The sequence below is a fragment of the Mesorhizobium sp. WSM4848 genome (assembly GCF_055811375.1).
The window spans coordinates 52,670-68,479 of the sequence record NZ_JBVVPX010000026.1 but is presented as its reverse complement, the minus strand read 5'-3'; the positions used below and the strand labels follow the sequence as shown (position 1 = coordinate 68,479).

Here is a 15,810-nt window from a genome sequence, read left to right as displayed (position 1 = left end):
ACATCGTCACGGCAAGGCGTTACCACTCGATCGCCGGCCGCGCGATCATCAGCCAGAAAATCCCGAGGACGGCAGCAAAGGCGGGAAAGCCGAAGGCGAACCACAGCCGGAAAAGCCTGAAATACCGGGCCGGCAGCGGCGCCCCCGTTTTGGCGGCTTCGGACGCCAGATTGCGCATTTCCATCTGCATCCATACCACCGGCAGCCAGAACACACCCGTGACGATGTAGAGCGCGATCGACAGCACGATCCAGCCTTCGGAGAGCGAGTAACCCGCCAGCCAGGCGAGCGCGACGCCGGTTATCGGTTGCGCCACGACGGCGGTTGCAGTGAAGAGAAAGTCGGCGACCACTACGATGCGTGCCACTGCCGCAATTGTTGCCGCGTTGCCGGTCCTGTGGGCGAGAAGCATGAAGAACGCGATGCCGGCGCCGGTGCCAAGCAGCACGCTGGCACCGATGACATGCAGGAACTTCAGCACGAAATAGAGCATCAGCGTTCCTCCAGGATCGCCAGGGCAACGAAGTGAAACACGATGATCGGCAAGACCTTCAGAAACGGCCCAAGTGGCTCGTTCCACAGGTCGGGGCGCAGGAAAGTGCCCAGTATCAGATAAAACAGCGAGAGCGCGATGCCGGCGTAGAGACCTTTTCGCGCCGTTCGCCGCCAGGCTATGAGTGCGCCGACGACGATGTCGGCAAGAGCACCGGCGATCACGGCAGGCGCCGACAACATGCCAGCCCCCGTGCTTTGCATGAGGTCGATGCCGTTGCCGTAGCCAGTGGTCAGCGACACGATCCCTGTCATGATCCAGAAGAACGGCAGCACGACGAAGGTTGCAGGCTTGATGAAGTAGAGCCCGGCAAACCATTTTTCCTGCACCGTCGCCGGGTTGAGCGCAAGGAACTGCGCTAGGCTCTGTGGCCGCATGCCGGTCAGGGAAATCCAGTCCGAGGGATCTCCGACCGCTCCCCGTGCGATCTCCCTGGCGGCATTGGTGCGCATTGGAGGCCGCCAGCCGAGCATCGCGGCAAAATCGCCGAGGCGGTAGAGAAGCCGCGCACCCCATCCCGGCAGGACAACCCTGGCAGCGGGAGCCCAGCCGAGCCAGCGGCGGAAACTACCGACGATCTCATCCATGGTCAGCTGTTCGGGACCGGCAAGCTCCAGTGCGACACGAGACGGACTGCCGGGGTTGAGAAAGAAGAGGACCGTCGAGACCACATCCTCTAGTTGCACAACCTGCAGCCGGCCGGTATCTGGCATTGACGGCAGGACAGGCAGCGAGGCCAGGCCGCGAAACAATGCACTGGCCCCAAACACAGGCTGGCCGAGCACCACGGATGGACGAAGGATTATCCAGTCGAGGTCAAGCGCCATCAGCGCCTGATCGCCGGCATATTTCGTCGCCGAGAACGACGAAGGCTGTGCCCGATCTACACCCATTGCCGAGAAGTGGATGACCCTGGAAACGCCGGCCCGCGCGCAGGCGAGAAAAAGAGCCGCCGCCGCATCGCGATGGACTTGCCCGGTCTTTTCGAGAGGGCTGTCCTGCAGAACGCCGGCACAGTTCACCACGGCATCGACGCCGGCCAGATGCGGCAGCCAATCTTCAGGGCGTAGCGCGGCGGTCATGTCCAGCACCAATGTCCGGTAATCATGGGCTGCATTTGCCCGAGGGCTACGGGCGATGCCGACCACCTCATGGCCTTCGGAGGCGAGGCGGGCGCAGATCGAAGCGCCGATCAACCCGGTGGCTCCAGCAACGAGAATTCTCATCGGACCCCGATCTCCGGCAACGGCAACCACGAGATCGTCGCCGTTCTATTCGGCGCGTATCTCTTCCATATCATCGATGTTTTTCCGGCGCTGCGAAAGCACACGTCTTTCGGCCAGCTGCTCAGGGTCGATGATGAGGCATTCAAGTCGAAGGCGGCGACGTTCGCTGCTGTTCATGGTGCGCGCTTGCAGCGTTGCTCCCAAACAATTGCCCTCCCGGCGCCGCACGACCACGAGTCTGGTGTGCAACTTGAACTAGAGTAAAGCAGGGCTTCGTCAACCGGACCGCCAACGGTCCTGCGCGGTGACAATGGCCGTTCCAGGTGGAGTGCAAGCTGTACGAAATGCACCGGAGACGAATGCCAGGCCGTGCGGAACAAACCGTCGATCGCGCGGTTCGGCATCAGGAGGCCTGTTATGGACAGAGAAGAGCGTATCAGACGGCGAGCCCATGAAATCTGGGAGCGTGAAGGCCGTCCCGAAGGGCGGCAGCGCGAGCATTGGGATCAGGCCGTTCAAGAGATCGAGGCAGAGGGCTCCGAAGCAGAACGTGGCCCGGTCGTCCCTGACCCGACCGTTGGAACCGGCTCCGAACCCGACACGGGCGGTACCCGACACGGCCAGCCGACGTCCTGACCACTGACGCCGGCCACCAGCACCGTTGATCACCTCGAAACGTCGAGGCTGCCGCTCCGGGTCAAGCGTAAGGTCAAGTCCAGACACAAGTCGATCTCGGATCCCATTACAGAACCGGCAACCTCACAGATCCAGACCACTCCTGAAAGGTGGTCCGGAAACACCGCTTACGGAACACAGCACTCCGTACATTAATCTCTGAGGCTCCGCCTGAGAAGAATGCAATCCAGCAGTTTCCCGCACACGATTGACGCGCCTAAGAGTGGATGCAAGCGAGCCATCGGCACAGTTCAGGCAATTGGTCTCATTTTCAGATAATCCGCTACAGTTGGCCATTGCATTCGTAGGTGCTCCGCCATGTAGCAGCTGACGAGCCGTTTACCTGTCGCACCGCTCGGAGTTTCTGGCAAACTTGTGCGCCCATGACCTCGCCGGCCAACTTTGTGGTAGGTTGGCCTCGAACGAATCGGCACCAAGATGACAATATACCTTGACTACAACGCCCACTCGCCAATCGACCCTCGCGTCCTTGAACAGGTCCTCAAGGCGTTCGAACTCGGCGATGCCAACCCCCACTCAAGTCATAAGCACGGAGCAGTTGCTCATAAACTGGTTGAAGAGGCACGCCTCCACCTTGCGGCTCTTCTCCGGTGTCGCGCCGGTGAAATTGTGTTCACCTCCGGTGCCACCGAGGCTAACAATTTGGCAGTTCGTGGCCTGGCAACTCATCTACAAGGGGTCAAACGAACGCACATACTCGTGGCTGACACTGAGCATCCGTCAGTTTTGGCAGCGGCCGACGTTTTGACAGCCTCCGGCTTTTCCGTGGATCGCTTAGCAGTCAACGCCGAAGGGTTGGTCGAGCCCGCCACGCTTATCGCGGCGTTACGACCTAGTACTGGACTCGTATCCATCGCATGGGCGAACCATGAGATCGGGGCGATACAGAATATCAAGGACCTGTCTCAGAGCATCAGATCCAACGGCACTTACTTTCACTCCGATTTGGCTCAGGCTCTAGGCAAAGTTCAGGTCGACAGCTCGTTGCTCGATATGGCCAGTATTTCCGCCCATAAAATGGGGGGGCCCGGTGGCATTGGAGCACTGTTCGTCACCAGAAAACTTCGACCCAAGCTTACCCCCCTGCTCGTTGGTGGTGGCCAGGAAGGCGGCCTGCGTTCAGGCACAGTGCCCACGCCGCTGTGCACGGGACTGGGAGAGGCTGCTCGATTGGCCAAGATCGAAATGGATCGGGAAAACGCCCGTCTTGCCACACTGCGCGATCGCCTCATCGTCGCACTGACCGACCTTCCGGGTAGTTGGCTGAACGGCCCTCGCCCTCCTACGCAACGATTGCCGGGAAATGTGCATGTGGGTTTCGAAGATGTCGATGGCGAAGCTTTGGCCATTCGGCTACAAGACCAATTGTCAGTCTCGACCGGATCCGCTTGCAACGCGAAGTCACTCGAGCCTTCACCTGTACTGCTATCTATTGGCTTGACCAAGCAGCGTGCGGAGATGGCGGTGCGTATTGGCTTAGGCCGGACAACGACTGACGAGGATGTGGACTTGGCCATCGCCGCCTTTCAGACGGCAGTCAGTTCATTGCGATCTACCCGGAGCCGATCTTGACCGAAGCAATGCTGACCCCTCTAGACGACGAAATTGACTTGGGTCTCAAACTGCAGCGCATTTTGGCCGACCTCAAGGACGAATATCTCCAGCCCCACAATGTCCCGTGGATCGTCGGCTTTTCAGGAGGAAAGGACAGCACATTGCTAGCGCAGTTGGTGTTCGAGATGCTGCTGGCTCTACCACCCCGACAGAGACGCCGCGCCGTTCACATAGTTGCGAATGATACGTTGGTGGAATCGCCGGTGATATCCGGCCACCTCGAGAGCGTACTCGATCGTATCTCTTTAGCCATCGATCCTCTGCGCCTGCCGGTCTTCGTCGCCAAGACGACCCCTCCGGTGGAGCAGACATTTTGGGTGAATCTGATTGGCCGTGGCTATCCGTCTCCAAGTCGGACGTTTCGCTGGTGCACCGATCGCATGAAAATTGCGCCTACGACCGACTATATCAAGTCTCAGGTCAGTGCTGCCGGACGGACGATCTTGCTACTCGGCGTACGCAGGCAAGAATCAGGTCAGCGCGCGCGCAGCGTCGCGCGATACGACAATGGAGAGCGACTGAACCCTCACAACAGTTTGCAAAACTGCTTTGTCTACAAGCCTATCGTGGAACTATCGACTGACGAAGTATGGCAAACCTTGCTTCAATCGACACCGAGTTGGGGCGGGACGCATCGCGAGCTGATCACCATGTATCGCAATGCGGGCGGCGGCGAATGCCCGCTCGTCACTGACAAGTCCGAAACCCCCTCCTGCGGAACAGCCTCTTCCCGCTTCGGATGCTGGACCTGCACTGTCGTCGACAAAGATAAAAGTGCAGAGTCTTTCATCGAGTCGGGATATGGCAACCTCGAGCCGCTGCTTGAATTCCGCGACTGGCTCAAGGCTATTCGTGAAGACGGCAATATGCGAATGGCCGCACGTCGCAACGGAAGCCATAACTTCGTGGGCGAGGGACGGCTGATACCTGGGCCTTTCACACTGGAGGCTCGACAAGAAATCCTCGACCGCTTGTTGAATGTTCAGGCCGAAGTTTTTATCACCTTGATCTCGCCAGATGAGATTGGCGCCATTAAGCGAATATGGGCAGAGGACGCGGTGACCATGCTAAAAGTTGAGCCCGCGTGACAATACGAGCACACGAAGGCCCTGTCTCGTTATGACGACCACAGTCTTGGACTTGCTCATCAGTGCCCGGAACATGATGGGCGCCGCAGGTAATCGCCGCAAGCTCTTCAACAGGTTCGATGAGATTCTCAGTTCCGCAGATCTGTCCTTGCCGAATTTCGGGACGAGGCTGTCGCCAGGGCGCGCAGGTCAGGCCTTTTCGTTTCGGAGAATTGTCCTTCGAAATTGGAAGGCATTCGATGCCGCCGATATGCAATTTCCGAATGTTGATCCGTCCAAACCGGTGGTTTTGGTCGGTGGCAAAAACGGCAACGGCAAGACCAGTATCCTTGAGGCGATCGCTACGGGCCTATACGGAGTTCGAGCCCACATCGATCGCGGTCGAGCCCCTTGGGATGCCGGCGAGCCAAGTTCGCAACCGAAGCGGTCTGACTATCGGGCTTTCATTGAGCGCGCTATGCACCGTCCTGCATTCGAAAGCGGCGAAAGGGTCATCAGCATTAAAATCGAGCTAGAGACTTCTCAAGGTCTCCTTGAAGTTGATCGCCGATGGTATATTGACGATAACGGCGTCTTCTCCGAAGAAGACGAGGAGCTCGTCCTGCGGCTCGGCGATGACCGCCATATTGTGCCGATTCCAACAGATGGCGGTGCAGAATACTACTTCTCGATGATTGAACGCCTGATCGCGCCAGTAAGCCTTTTGCCGTTTTTCCTTTTCGATGGCGAGCATGTCCGACGCCTCGCCGAGAGAGAGCTTGGGGACCAGGTGCGCTTCGGGATCGAAAGCGCCCTCGGCATTTCGGTTGTTCGCGGTCTGATCGACGACTTATCCGATTACGCAAAGGACCGTGGCCGAGATTTGCAAGCTGACAGTGTCGAAGCCAGTTTGACTCAACAAGTCGCTCTGCAGGAGCAAGAGATTGTTCTTGTCAAAAAGGAGCTGACCAAGGTCGAATCGGAATTGGTCCCGCTCCGTCAGTGCCGCGACAACATTGTGCATAGCCTGGGCTCTCTGGGAAACGGGACTTACAGCGAGCGCCACGAAGATCTTGAGGCACGACGCAAAGCCGACCTTGAGCTGCAGGCCGCCAGGCATGAGCTGTCGATTGCGAGCGGCCGTCTGCTGCCCTTTGCTCTGATTGGTCAAACCCTCCTCGATTCCACAGCAAAAGCATTAGATGCCGCGGCTTCAAGTGGTGGATTCGCCGTAGGTCAGGACACGAAAGCGCTGGAATTGCTACAGCGGGCTCTGGCGCTTACAACCCCGCAGCTTTCGGAAGAGGCGTTGCACGACCTTATTGGGCGGACCGAGCAAGCGTGGACTCTCGCCTTTGCTTCTGCACCAAAGGGTGACGTGGGAACGCCAAGCGTTCACGGCTATCTCAAAGGGCATGATTCCCGTCGCGTCTTAGAGGTGCTCAAAACCTCTAGAGCGGATGTTGCAGTTGTGATTCCGGCACTCTTGAGTCGCATCCAGACGGCTAAAAACGAGATCGAAACCATCGATACTCAGCGCGCCAGACTTCAGTCAGCGGCGAACAATCGCGTAGCCCTGGCCGATGAACTGCGGATCATCAATGCAGACATCCTCGCGAAAGAAGGGCAACGCCGAGCTCTCGACCAAAACCTGGTTCGCCTGGAAACACGAATCGAGCCTGTGCGCGCAGATCTGGAACGGCGACGTTCGCAAAGGCGCGGAGCCTCCACTGCATCAGCCGCTGTGAGCGCCGGTCAACGGCTAGTGGAGAACCTGTCAGTCCTTGTCACGCATTCAATGCCAGAGCATTTCGGCGAGCTTGCCGCTCGAGTTACCGAGATTTACCGACAGCTTGCCCATAAGGGTGCGGTACAGGCCGTCACCATAGACAGCACGGGGTCAGTCGCCCTTCTTGACCATCGGGGCCGAGATTTGCGGGCAATTGACCCTTCGGCTGGCGAAAGCCAAGTCTTCGCAATGTCACTCATCGCAGCTGTTTCAGACATGAGTGGGTCGCGATTGCCCCTCTTCATCGACACGCCACTCGCCCGTTTGGATCCAGATCACCGCGAGCGGATCTTGGATTATTTCGCTGGACGGCGCGTCCAGACCATCTTGCTCTCGCAGCCGGCCGAAGTGAATGCGCATTATTACAACCAGTTAGAACCAAAACTTGCGGCGGAATATCACATATCTTATGTCATGTCTGACAAGGGTCAGGGCTATTCGATCCTCGAGAGCGGATACTTTCCGCGGCAAGCAGCATGATGCAGCCAATACAAGAGTTACAAATCGGCGATATTATTCGCGCAGATTTCCGGACTTCTCTGTCCGGCGACCTCGCAAATTCCCGGCTACAAAAACTCTTCGGCTATCAGTTCCGCTACCAACCTGCGCGAATTGCACTGGCGCTGTCATTAAATGATCCGTCCTTGCCCAAATCGGCTGCCGACCTCAGCGGAAAACCGATCAAGGGCGACACGCTTTTCGGCCAGGACGAGGCTGACCTGACGCTATGGATCGCAATGATTACGCAGCATTCCGGACATGCCGCGATGTCCCGAAAGGAGTTCCAGGACCTGGTTGGAGCGCATTGGACACGCGGTATCGGTCTGCTTGAAAAAAGGGCTCCGAAAGAACCTCAACCCATTGAGGTGGCCCTCCTGCCTTTCACGCAAAAAATCTTTTCACTTCCGACACTTTAATAGGATACGTATGGCGCGTCATCTTGAGGGCGAGGGAAGGCATGCAGAACAAAGAACTACGCGCTAAGATCGTAGCCGATGTGTGCAAGGAAAAGGGCATCAATCCTTCTATCGTCCATGAACTTCTAGCGCTCGAATCCGAGCATCGAGACTTGTTGGCTTGGGGATCCCGACCGAACTTCCGACGCGACATCAATCAGATCGTCGAGCGCGAAATTGAAAGGCGCCGTACGGAGGCGACCGAGTGAAGTTTCTTAAAATCATTCTAGATAACGTTTTCGCGTACAATGGACCCGCTGAGTTCGATCTATCCAGCACCACCCCGGACAAGAATCTGATCCTCATCTGGGGACGAAATGGCGTCGGCAAGACAAGCTTCCTGCGCTCGGTGAAACTGCTCTTCACCGGTGCAACCACCGATGTGCGCAACAATGCAGCCTTCCCGCCGATCAAGTTAAGCCTAGCGCAATACATGAACGGCGACGGTGGGAATTGGACCGGCGCGCTCAACCGCGCCGCACGTCGCAGTGCTGAAGTGGTCAACGGACCAGTGGAGGCCAGCATCTCCGCTACCTGGCAGAGCCGGGAAAATGTCTACACGGCGGTCCGTTGGTGGTCTGTCACCGGCTCGGAGGTCACCGAAGGGGTTTATATAGACGATAAAGATGGGATCAGGCTCGCCGCTGAAGCAGCAGAGGATTTCCTGCAGCAGATACTGCCGACCGATTTCATTAACTTTTTCTTCTTCGACAGCGAGGAAATCAAGTCGATGGCAGAAAATTCGGGCAGTCAGCAGTCCCATATCGATCGGCTGCTCCAAATCACATTCGTGGATGACCTGGCAAACGAAGTCGAGGCTATTGCGAAGGATCGCCGACGGCGATCGCTAGGGTCAAGCGTTCGAGAGCGTTTGACTGCAGCGCGAAACGATCTGAACAAGGCAACAACCACTATCGAAGTCAGCAAAGAAAAAATTTCCGATATCGACGACCTTATCGTCACCGGAAACGTTGAACTGCGGAAGCTTCACCTTCGCCGTGCCAACTTGAGTTCTGGAGCATCTGAGGTTCAACGCGAGGCTCTTGAGGAGCGCCAAAAGCAACTGAATGAGCGGCTCGAAACATTGGTTGAGACCATTGTGAAGGAGCTGCCGCCCTTCGTTCCAGTCATCGCGAATCTTCGCATCGTCAAGCAGGCTGCGGACCAAGTTGAAGCCCGAATGGCTTCGGGCAAGTCAGCCGAAGCCACGTTCGTTCGTGGAGTATCTTTGCAACTCCCTCACTGGGTTGCTGAGTCCGCGCCGGAATTGTCCGAGAGCAAGGTTGGGCACATTGCGGACCATGTGCAGACGCGCCTTCATCAGGCCGTGGACGAGGTGACACCCAGCGGTTTGTTCGCGAATGCGGACCTGCTCAGGATCGCGAGACTTAATGAGATCCTTGCATTCTGGAATGTCGCGGGAGTCGAGCGCCGCGAAGCCCAAGCTCGGCTTCTGCTGGAAGCTCACGAAGTGAAATCCGACCTGGCAGATGTCGGAGAAGCGCTGCTCCACATTGAAGTTGGCGCCCAAGGCAATGTCGAGGAATTTCGCAAGGTCGTCGCGCGTATCGCCGAGCTTGAGGAAGCCCTTGCCGTACACAATCAGGAGAAGGGTAGCCTGAACAGCCGCATTGTCGAAGAACAACGTCGTCAGGTAGAGCTCAACAAGGAAATTGCCCGGCTGGAGGCGAGTGCCGATCAGGCTAGCAGCGAGAGCAAAGACTATCGCTATATCCTCGATGTCGCTCGAGCGTTGAACGAAGTCAGCGACGGGTTGAGGAAGTCCACCCGCGCCGAGCTGGAGGAACTGGTAAACGTGCGGTTCCGCAGCATCATTACACACGAGCTGATCGGCCGAATTCACCTCGACGACACTTATGTCATGAGCTTTAGAGACAAGAGCGGTAGATCAATCGGCCGCTCGAGTATCTCGAGTGGCATGAAGCAGCTGGTCGCAACAGCATTGCTATGGGCCCTCAAGGACAGCGCGGGCACTATGATTCCAGTCATCATAGACACGCCTCTCGGACGTATCGACCGACAAAACCAAGACCACCTGATCCGTCACTATTACCCGGCCCTATCCCATCAGGTAATCATCTTGCCGACAAACTCTGAGATTGATACCAGCAAGTTCACCGCTCTGGAGCCGCGAGTGGCTAAGGAATACGCGATCTTCAACGAAAGTGGGGATGCCGCCAGGATTGAGTCTGGCAAGTTCGCAGGAGTGATCTGATGGTTGCTCGCGTACAACTTAGCAGAAGCGAACGAGCTATCGTTGATAGGATAAAGCTGCAGGGTTGGCGATCCAAGCTCGACAATTGGACAATCGGCCGCGTGGCATTGGCTCGCTCTATGCAGCTGCCGGATGCCCCTTCACGCGAAACCTTTCCGGTTATGTCATCCGAGCAAGGCGGTATTGAGCTTCATTCGCAGCAGCTGACTGGTGAGGGCAAATCAAGCGGTGAAGATTTCACCGACGTGTATTGCGCCATGCTCTCGGTTTATGAGGGCGTGGATCTGTTCAAAGATGTCGATGCGTTTCACGAGGCGCTACAGCGCCATGTGCGACGTGGCTTGGCGGTGATTGACGCCGAATGGGACGCTAAGTCGGATCTGAATCGCTATATCGTCGACGAAATTTTCGGAGAGCGACCGCCCGAAAATCAAGCCATCGAAGTGGACGATGCGCTCGGTGCTAGGGTGATGCGTGTCCTCGGACAGATCGGCGTCGGGGCAACGCTGATCGACACATTCCAGGGGCCGCGCCTAACCCGCTTTACTGCAAAACTAGCTAAGTTGGATGACCTCGACAGACTAAAACGAGGCGTAGACAAAATCGGCTTCGCGCTGGGGCTGGGGGATCGCTTGGTAAACTATGCTCTTGGAACGGCCGAACAAACCGTCACGCTCGACATTCCTCGCCCATCGACCACTTGGGTATCCGTCGACTGGCTAACCCTACGCGACGTGTTGAAAGGCTCCGCAGCTCAGGCAATGGCCCTTCCTATCGCATTGGGAAAGGACGTCGTCGGTCAGCCGGTCCTATTCGATTTAGTTGAAGCTCCGCACTTGCTTGTGGGAGGCACAACCGGCAGCGGCAAGTCCATCTGTTTGCACACTATTCTATTGTCCTTGATTGACGACATGCAATCTGCGCCTGAACTTCTGTTGATCGATCCGAAGACAGTCGAGTTTGCAGGCTACAAGGGTTTGCCAAATCTCATCGGCGGTGCGCCTGTCGTAACGCCGGACGAAGCTTTGACGGCATTGCAAGGGCTCGTGGAGGAGATGGATCGCCGGCAGACCGTTCTGGCCGAGTTCCAAGCCAAGAACATCGACGAGGCCAACAGCAAAGGCGCCAAACTACGCCGCATTGTCGCGATCGTCGATGAGTTGGGCGATCTCATGATGACGCGAGATGAGGTGGAAATCCCGCTTGTCCGTTTGGCGCAAAAATCCAGGTCAGTTGGCATTCACCTCGTTCTCGCAACCCAACGTCCTGAAGCGGCGACATTTACGGGCGCGCTGCGATCCAACATCCCAAGTCGGATTGCGCTGACTGTTCAAAAGGCGGCCGAATCCCGGATTATCTTAGATGAGGGAGGAGCCGAGCAATTGTTGGGCAAAGGCGACATGCTCGTCAAGTTTACAGGCGAGCAAGTTGTGCGCGCGCATGGTGCCCGCGTACTGCCCGCCGATATTTCAAATGCGGTCAGGTAAGATGGAAGTTTCAAGCCTCGTCATTTCCGACTGGAAAATCCTACAGCTGACATTGGAGGATATCGGGCCCTTCCGGCAAGGTCCCGAAGCTTTCAGCTTCATGGGTATCGATCACGAAAACGGCATAGCCACAGGTGCGGGACCCGCGAACATCTATATGCTGCTGGCGAAGAATGCCAGAGGCAAGACGACCGCTCTGGAGACGATCTACGGCCTTCTGGGACTACTGAATTCACCGGCTGCCGGCCGCTTTGCAACCTTCCCAATGTCTGGGCGTGCCCAAATCGACATTCGTGGGACCTGGACGATCGACGGTCGATCGCAAACGGTGCTGCTCTCGCTCTGGACCGGTAGCCAGGGTCCAATGGTGACCTGGACAGATGAGATGTTGGCAGAGCAGAGCCAGGTTCACGAATGGGCCCAGCTTGGAATCAACGCCACTCCGCGTGGGGTCGAACTCGCCGAGGACACCAATCGTCTAGGGCAACTGCTTTTCGATGCCAGCCAGCTCACGGTCGGCGAGCCGCCCAGGCAACTGTTTGGTGAGTCACAATTTTTGCCGACTGTCCTGTATTTTCCCGCAGAGCGCCGGGTCGTGAGCCCTTATGAGGGTGGGGCAGTTATCCGGCCTGAGGGATGGGGCTATCAACCCGCACAGGTTTTCAACTCAGATGGCCCCGACTGGGGATCGTCGGTCGATAATCTGTTGGTCTGGCTGGAATGGCTCGATGACAACCGAATCGAGGAGCTGTTGTCCTTCGTCAACGGCATCCTCTTCAAGGACGATCCCGGCAAGGCGCTTTTGCGGCCACAGCGCGAAGCTCTGCGGACATTTGTTCAGACTCGGTATGGCTTGCATCCCCTCTCTTCGCTCAGTCACGGCGAGCGCGCGATCCTCCAGATACTGGTCCGCATCATCGCACATATGACGACGTCGACAGTTGTCCTGATCGACGAGATGGAGATACATTTGCACTCCAAATGGATGAATCGCCTGCTCGAGGCCCTGAAGGAGCTCATCAGGCGCTATCCTGCATTCACTATTGTTTTCACAACACATAGCCGCGAGTTGCTGGCCAACTTCCGGCACAACGTTGCCGAAGAAGGTCTCGTCAAAGGGGGCTTTCTGATTGAGGATGATCTCTAGCCATGGCCAACCTTGGAGACATGCTGGACGTCACCGACCTTGAACACCGTTACCTAGGTAAGATCATCGTCTATGTCGAAGCGCAGACCGATGCGAGCTTTTTCACCGCCTGTCTTGGCACTGGCTATGACGAATATATTGAGTTCAAGTCATTTCCGAAGGCCACCGGGTTTTTGGCAGTGATTGACAGGGTAAAGGACGAACGGGCCGAAAACCCTCGCGTCTTTGCCCTGCTGGATGGCGAAGCAGCCGTTGCAGAACCAGGTGGTTTCGAAATTTTCCTCGCTTGCGAAGATCTACTGTTCCAAATCAACAAGCCCGGCTTGGACGCTGTCATCTATCTCAGCGAACATGAGATGGAGAACCTTGTCCTTCGCCACGCGAAACTAAGCGACTATATTGTGGACCACTGCAGCTTTGGCAATCTGGGCAACCGCAACAAAACCGACGTGGAAGCCACGATAGCGGACACCATTGATCTCCAATACAGGGGAGCAGTTTGTAAGTACGCGACCGTGAACCTGTTTCGAGACGGAAAAATCAAGACCAGCCTTGGTCGGATCTTTTGGGATCCCGCGACGGCCAATGAAGAGAGGCTCGAGACCCTCATAACTAGCGTTGGCTGTGACTGGTCGATTTTTCAGGCTGAGCGCCAGCGTTTGCAGGATGCTATCGATGCAAAACTCCGTTCAGTGTCGATTGATCGCCGCGAGTATCACAAACTGCGAATAGCTGATGGTAAGACCGCCTTCGCCTGGCTCCAGCATATATTCGCGGTGGGAAAAGGCTGGCAGGGTATTCTCACGAAACAACTGGTGGGCTCTCCCTCCATTCACTCACTGCGCAACGACATGTTTGACCTAGTTGGCCTAAATCCGAGTTCGGCCTCTTAATAACACAAGTGCTCGACTGAATGAGATTGCGCCGGAGACCTCCTTGCCGATGTGACGATTAAGCACCGGCCGCCAGGACCGACGTTTCGAGAACGGGCGCAGCGGACATTATAGGGCACCGGAAGCGCAGAGACGCCATCAGCTGGCCGCCAGAGTAGAGTTTCCAACGGTCTCTAACTCGATGGGGCGGATTCCTCGTTCCGGTACTCATGAATGAGTCCAAGGATTTGCGAGCGGACCAACTCGCGAGCCTCGGGCTGAACGAACGGCATCAACAGTTCGACCCGGTCCTCGACACTCTCGGGAAGATCCGCAGCAGGATCGATGAGGTCGTTGCCATGCGCGTAGAGATTTTCCGTCATCTTCTTGTTGAGGTTGGAAAAAATGCCCATTGATCTGCTCCAAACCAGCTACTCTGCTTAAATCTGAGGCTGACGAAAATGTTCCCCGGACGATCGATCACAACGGCTGCTTCTCCGGCCGAAGCGCTGCGGCTGGTCCAGCTCTAGTGGTAGAAACCTGGCGCTTGATAGCCGATGCGGATTATCTGTTCTGACCCAAACGGAAGTTCGCTTCCGCTCAGTCGAACTCACGCCCATACACCATCGGTGGCCTTCATTGTCCGCATTGCGAATGGCAGCAATGCGCCTGATTTCGGTCGTTAGGGCGGAGTTTGCCTCCGACCAAAAGCAGACGATAGCGGGTACCAGCTTGAGCCCGCAGTTGCACTGAAAGTTGCCTTGGTGATATGTAAACGTATGATATCGGACTTGCAGCCAATGGCCTTTCGGCACGTGGATCGAGTGCAATGAGCAGCGGTGAGAAAAACAGCATCGCCTACATCGATCTGGGTCGGCAAATGCATTCGCAAATTCCAATATGATGGAAACTGCGGACGGTTTACTGGACGAGCCCCCGGCGTGGGTCGAGCGTCCCTTCCAGCTGATACCTAGCTGCGGCCCTGCACCTTCATCTCCCACCCTACGCCCGCCAATCAAACCAAAGGGGATCGAAAGTGACCAAGCTTGTTTTGAATCGCCGAAGCACACTGCAATTGCTGGGTGGCAGCGCTGGCGCCCTGGCCCTGCCCTACATCATTCGGCCGCTGCCATCCTGGGCGCAGTCGAACGTGCTCAACGTGACCACCTATGACAAATTTTTGCCGCAGGAGTTTCTCGACAAATTCCAGAAGGACAGCGGAATCAAGGTCAATATCCGCCTGACCGACGATCAGGGCAAGCAGTACAATCTGCTGGCGGCAGAGGGTGCCAACCCTTCGACGGACATGGTGACAGTGGCTGGCCACAGATATTCGCAGTTCATCAGTTCGAACCTTCTGCAGGCTCTCGACACCGGCAAGATCCCGAATTGGAAGAACTTGAACCCCGCCTATCAGAACGCGCCCTGGGCTCGGGTCGACGGCAAGCTCTGGGGCCTGCCGATCCTCGCCGGCTATGAGGGCCTGGCCGTCAACACCAACTACGTGAAGGACCCGCAGAGCTGGGATGTCATGTTCGACCCTCAGTTCAAGGGTCTGACCTCCTACATTGTCAGCGACTTCATCACGATCACGATGCAATACCTCGGCTTCGACGGCGACTTCGTAAGCTACACGGACAAGCCCGAGGAGGCCTTGAAGGCCACCAATGCCGCGCGCGATCACCTGATCAAGCACAAGGACATGGTGCGCAAATATTACGACGCAGGTTCGGAAGTGCAGCAGATGTTCATCAACGAGGACATCTATCTCGGGCACGCCTGGTCGGGTCCGGCCGCCAAGCTCATTGCCGACGGCCATCCGATCAAGCTGTCGGTTCCGAAGGAAGGCACATACGGTTTTTGCTATACGCTCAATGTCGTCAACAACGCGCCCAATGCAGAGAATGCCTACAAGCTGCTCGACGCGATCCTGGCAACCCCGGAGGTCGGCGCCTCGATGCAACGCCAATCGGGCTTCGCCTCCACGATTTCCGGCGTTCCGGAAGCGCTGACCGACCTCGAGCGTGCGGCCGGCACGCTGCCGCAGGAACAGGTCGAGCGCATCGTCTTCTTCTCGCCGGTCAACCGCGACATGAAGAACGAGATGATCGACAAGGCGACCGCCGAAGTCAAGGCAGCCTGATCTTGCCTAAGCACCGCCGCCCGC

15 protein-coding genes are annotated in these 15,810 nt (G+C 56.9%); 11 read left to right on the top strand and 4 right to left on the bottom strand.

Annotated elements, in window-relative coordinates:
* Positions 1-19 precede the first annotated feature (19 nt).
* From AC0L16_RS22180 to AC0L16_RS22170, 3 genes are read right to left on the bottom strand one after another with little or no spacing between them, the layout of a single operon-like run.
* Entirely contained in the window at positions 20-493 is a 474-nt protein-coding gene (locus AC0L16_RS22180; protein ID WP_473623273.1) for a DUF2269 family protein, read from the bottom strand.
* Positions 493-1,779 (bottom strand): SDR family oxidoreductase, encoded by a 1,287-nt coding sequence (locus AC0L16_RS22175; RefSeq protein WP_473623271.1) that lies wholly within the window; start codon positions 1,777-1,779, stop codon positions 493-495. The genes AC0L16_RS22180 and AC0L16_RS22175 overlap by 1 nt, the downstream gene beginning before the upstream one ends.
* Before the next feature lie 45 nt (positions 1,780-1,824).
* A complete protein-coding gene (locus tag AC0L16_RS22170) occupies positions 1,825-1,983 on the bottom strand; it encodes a hypothetical protein (protein ID WP_473623270.1) in 159 nt (52 codons plus the stop codon).
* Between the two features lie 213 nt (positions 1,984-2,196).
* Between AC0L16_RS22170 and AC0L16_RS22165 the strand changes: the two genes are divergently transcribed.
* The 10 genes from AC0L16_RS22165 to AC0L16_RS22120 all read left to right on the top strand — a co-directional run bounded on the left by AC0L16_RS22165 (position 2,197) and on the right by AC0L16_RS22120 (position 13,664).
* Complete coding sequence (locus AC0L16_RS22165) at positions 2,197-2,415, top strand: DUF2934 domain-containing protein (protein WP_473623269.1); 219 nt, start codon at positions 2,197-2,199, stop codon at positions 2,413-2,415.
* A gap of 477 nt (positions 2,416-2,892) precedes the next feature.
* The gene (locus tag AC0L16_RS22160) at positions 2,893-4,047 is read left to right on the top strand and encodes a cysteine desulfurase family protein (RefSeq protein ID WP_473623268.1); all 1,155 of its coding nucleotides are present in this window, start codon (positions 2,893-2,895) and stop codon (positions 4,045-4,047) included.
* The gene (dndC, locus tag AC0L16_RS22155) at positions 4,044-5,177 is read left to right on the top strand and encodes a DNA phosphorothioation system sulfurtransferase DndC (protein ID WP_473623267.1); all 1,134 of its coding nucleotides are present in this window, start codon (positions 4,044-4,046) and stop codon (positions 5,175-5,177) included. The genes AC0L16_RS22160 and dndC overlap by 4 nt, the downstream gene beginning before the upstream one ends.
* A gap of 46 nt (positions 5,178-5,223) precedes the next feature.
* Complete coding sequence (locus AC0L16_RS22150) at positions 5,224-7,425, top strand: AAA family ATPase (RefSeq protein ID WP_473623265.1); 2,202 nt, start codon at positions 5,224-5,226, stop codon at positions 7,423-7,425.
* Positions 7,422-7,862 carry a DndE family protein gene (locus tag AC0L16_RS22145; protein WP_473623264.1) on the top strand — a complete coding sequence of 147 codons (441 nt, stop codon included), beginning with the start codon at positions 7,422-7,424 and terminating at the stop codon, positions 7,860-7,862. Before AC0L16_RS22150 ends, AC0L16_RS22145 begins: the two co-directional genes overlap by 4 nt.
* A 41-nt stretch (positions 7,863-7,903) precedes the next feature.
* Complete coding sequence (locus tag AC0L16_RS22140; protein ID WP_473623263.1) at positions 7,904-8,110, top strand: DNA modification system-associated small protein; 207 nt, start codon at positions 7,904-7,906, stop codon at positions 8,108-8,110.
* Entirely contained in the window at positions 8,107-10,137 is a 2,031-nt protein-coding gene (gene dndD, locus AC0L16_RS22135) for a DNA sulfur modification protein DndD (protein ID WP_473623262.1), read from the top strand. Before AC0L16_RS22140 ends, dndD begins: the two co-directional genes overlap by 4 nt.
* Positions 10,137-11,624, top strand: coding sequence for an FtsK/SpoIIIE domain-containing protein (locus AC0L16_RS22130; protein WP_473623260.1), 1,488 nt, complete (start codon positions 10,137-10,139; stop codon positions 11,622-11,624). The genes dndD and AC0L16_RS22130 overlap by 1 nt, the downstream gene beginning before the upstream one ends.
* 1 nt (position 11,625) lies before the next feature.
* Positions 11,626-12,771, top strand: a complete 1,146-nt coding sequence (locus tag AC0L16_RS22125; RefSeq protein WP_473623259.1) for an AAA family ATPase — start codon at positions 11,626-11,628, stop codon at positions 12,769-12,771.
* Between the two features lie 2 nt (positions 12,772-12,773).
* Positions 12,774-13,664 (top strand): hypothetical protein, encoded by an 891-nt coding sequence (locus AC0L16_RS22120; RefSeq protein ID WP_473623257.1) that lies wholly within the window; start codon positions 12,774-12,776, stop codon positions 13,662-13,664.
* A 173-nt stretch (positions 13,665-13,837) separates the two neighbouring features.
* Here the strand turns inward: AC0L16_RS22120 and AC0L16_RS22115 are convergent, their stop codons facing one another.
* On the bottom strand, positions 13,838-14,056 hold the full coding sequence (locus tag AC0L16_RS22115) for a hypothetical protein (protein WP_473623256.1): 219 nt from the start codon (positions 14,054-14,056) through the stop codon (positions 13,838-13,840).
* A gap of 623 nt (positions 14,057-14,679) precedes the next feature.
* Here AC0L16_RS22115 and AC0L16_RS22110 point away from each other — a divergent pair.
* Positions 14,680-15,786 (top strand): extracellular solute-binding protein, encoded by a 1,107-nt coding sequence (locus tag AC0L16_RS22110; protein ID WP_473623255.1) that lies wholly within the window; start codon positions 14,680-14,682, stop codon positions 15,784-15,786.
* The last annotated feature ends 24 nt before the right edge of the window (positions 15,787-15,810 follow it).

What these genes read in the sequence shown, in the direction of transcription:
- AC0L16_RS22180 (WP_473623273.1), bottom strand. Translation starts at nt 493, where the DNA reads ATGCTCTATTTCGTGCTGAAGTTCCTGCATGTCATCGGTGCCAGCGTG.
- AC0L16_RS22175 (WP_473623271.1), bottom strand. Translation starts at nt 1,779, where the DNA reads ATGAGAATTCTCGTTGCTGGAGCCACCGGGTTGATCGGCGCTTCGATC.
- AC0L16_RS22165 (WP_473623269.1), top strand. Translation starts at nt 2,197, where the DNA reads ATGGACAGAGAAGAGCGTATCAGACGGCGAGCCCATGAAATCTGGGAG.
- AC0L16_RS22160 (WP_473623268.1), top strand. Translation starts at nt 2,893, where the DNA reads ATGACAATATACCTTGACTACAACGCCCACTCGCCAATCGACCCTCGC.
- AC0L16_RS22145 (WP_473623264.1), top strand. Translation starts at nt 7,422, where the DNA reads ATGATGCAGCCAATACAAGAGTTACAAATCGGCGATATTATTCGCGCA.
- AC0L16_RS22140 (WP_473623263.1), top strand. Translation starts at nt 7,904, where the DNA reads ATGCAGAACAAAGAACTACGCGCTAAGATCGTAGCCGATGTGTGCAAG.
- AC0L16_RS22130 (WP_473623260.1), top strand. Translation starts at nt 10,137, where the DNA reads ATGGTTGCTCGCGTACAACTTAGCAGAAGCGAACGAGCTATCGTTGAT.
- AC0L16_RS22125 (WP_473623259.1), top strand. Translation starts at nt 11,626, where the DNA reads ATGGAAGTTTCAAGCCTCGTCATTTCCGACTGGAAAATCCTACAGCTG.
- AC0L16_RS22120 (WP_473623257.1), top strand. Translation starts at nt 12,774, where the DNA reads ATGGCCAACCTTGGAGACATGCTGGACGTCACCGACCTTGAACACCGT.
- AC0L16_RS22115 (WP_473623256.1), bottom strand. Translation starts at nt 14,056, where the DNA reads ATGGGCATTTTTTCCAACCTCAACAAGAAGATGACGGAAAATCTCTAC.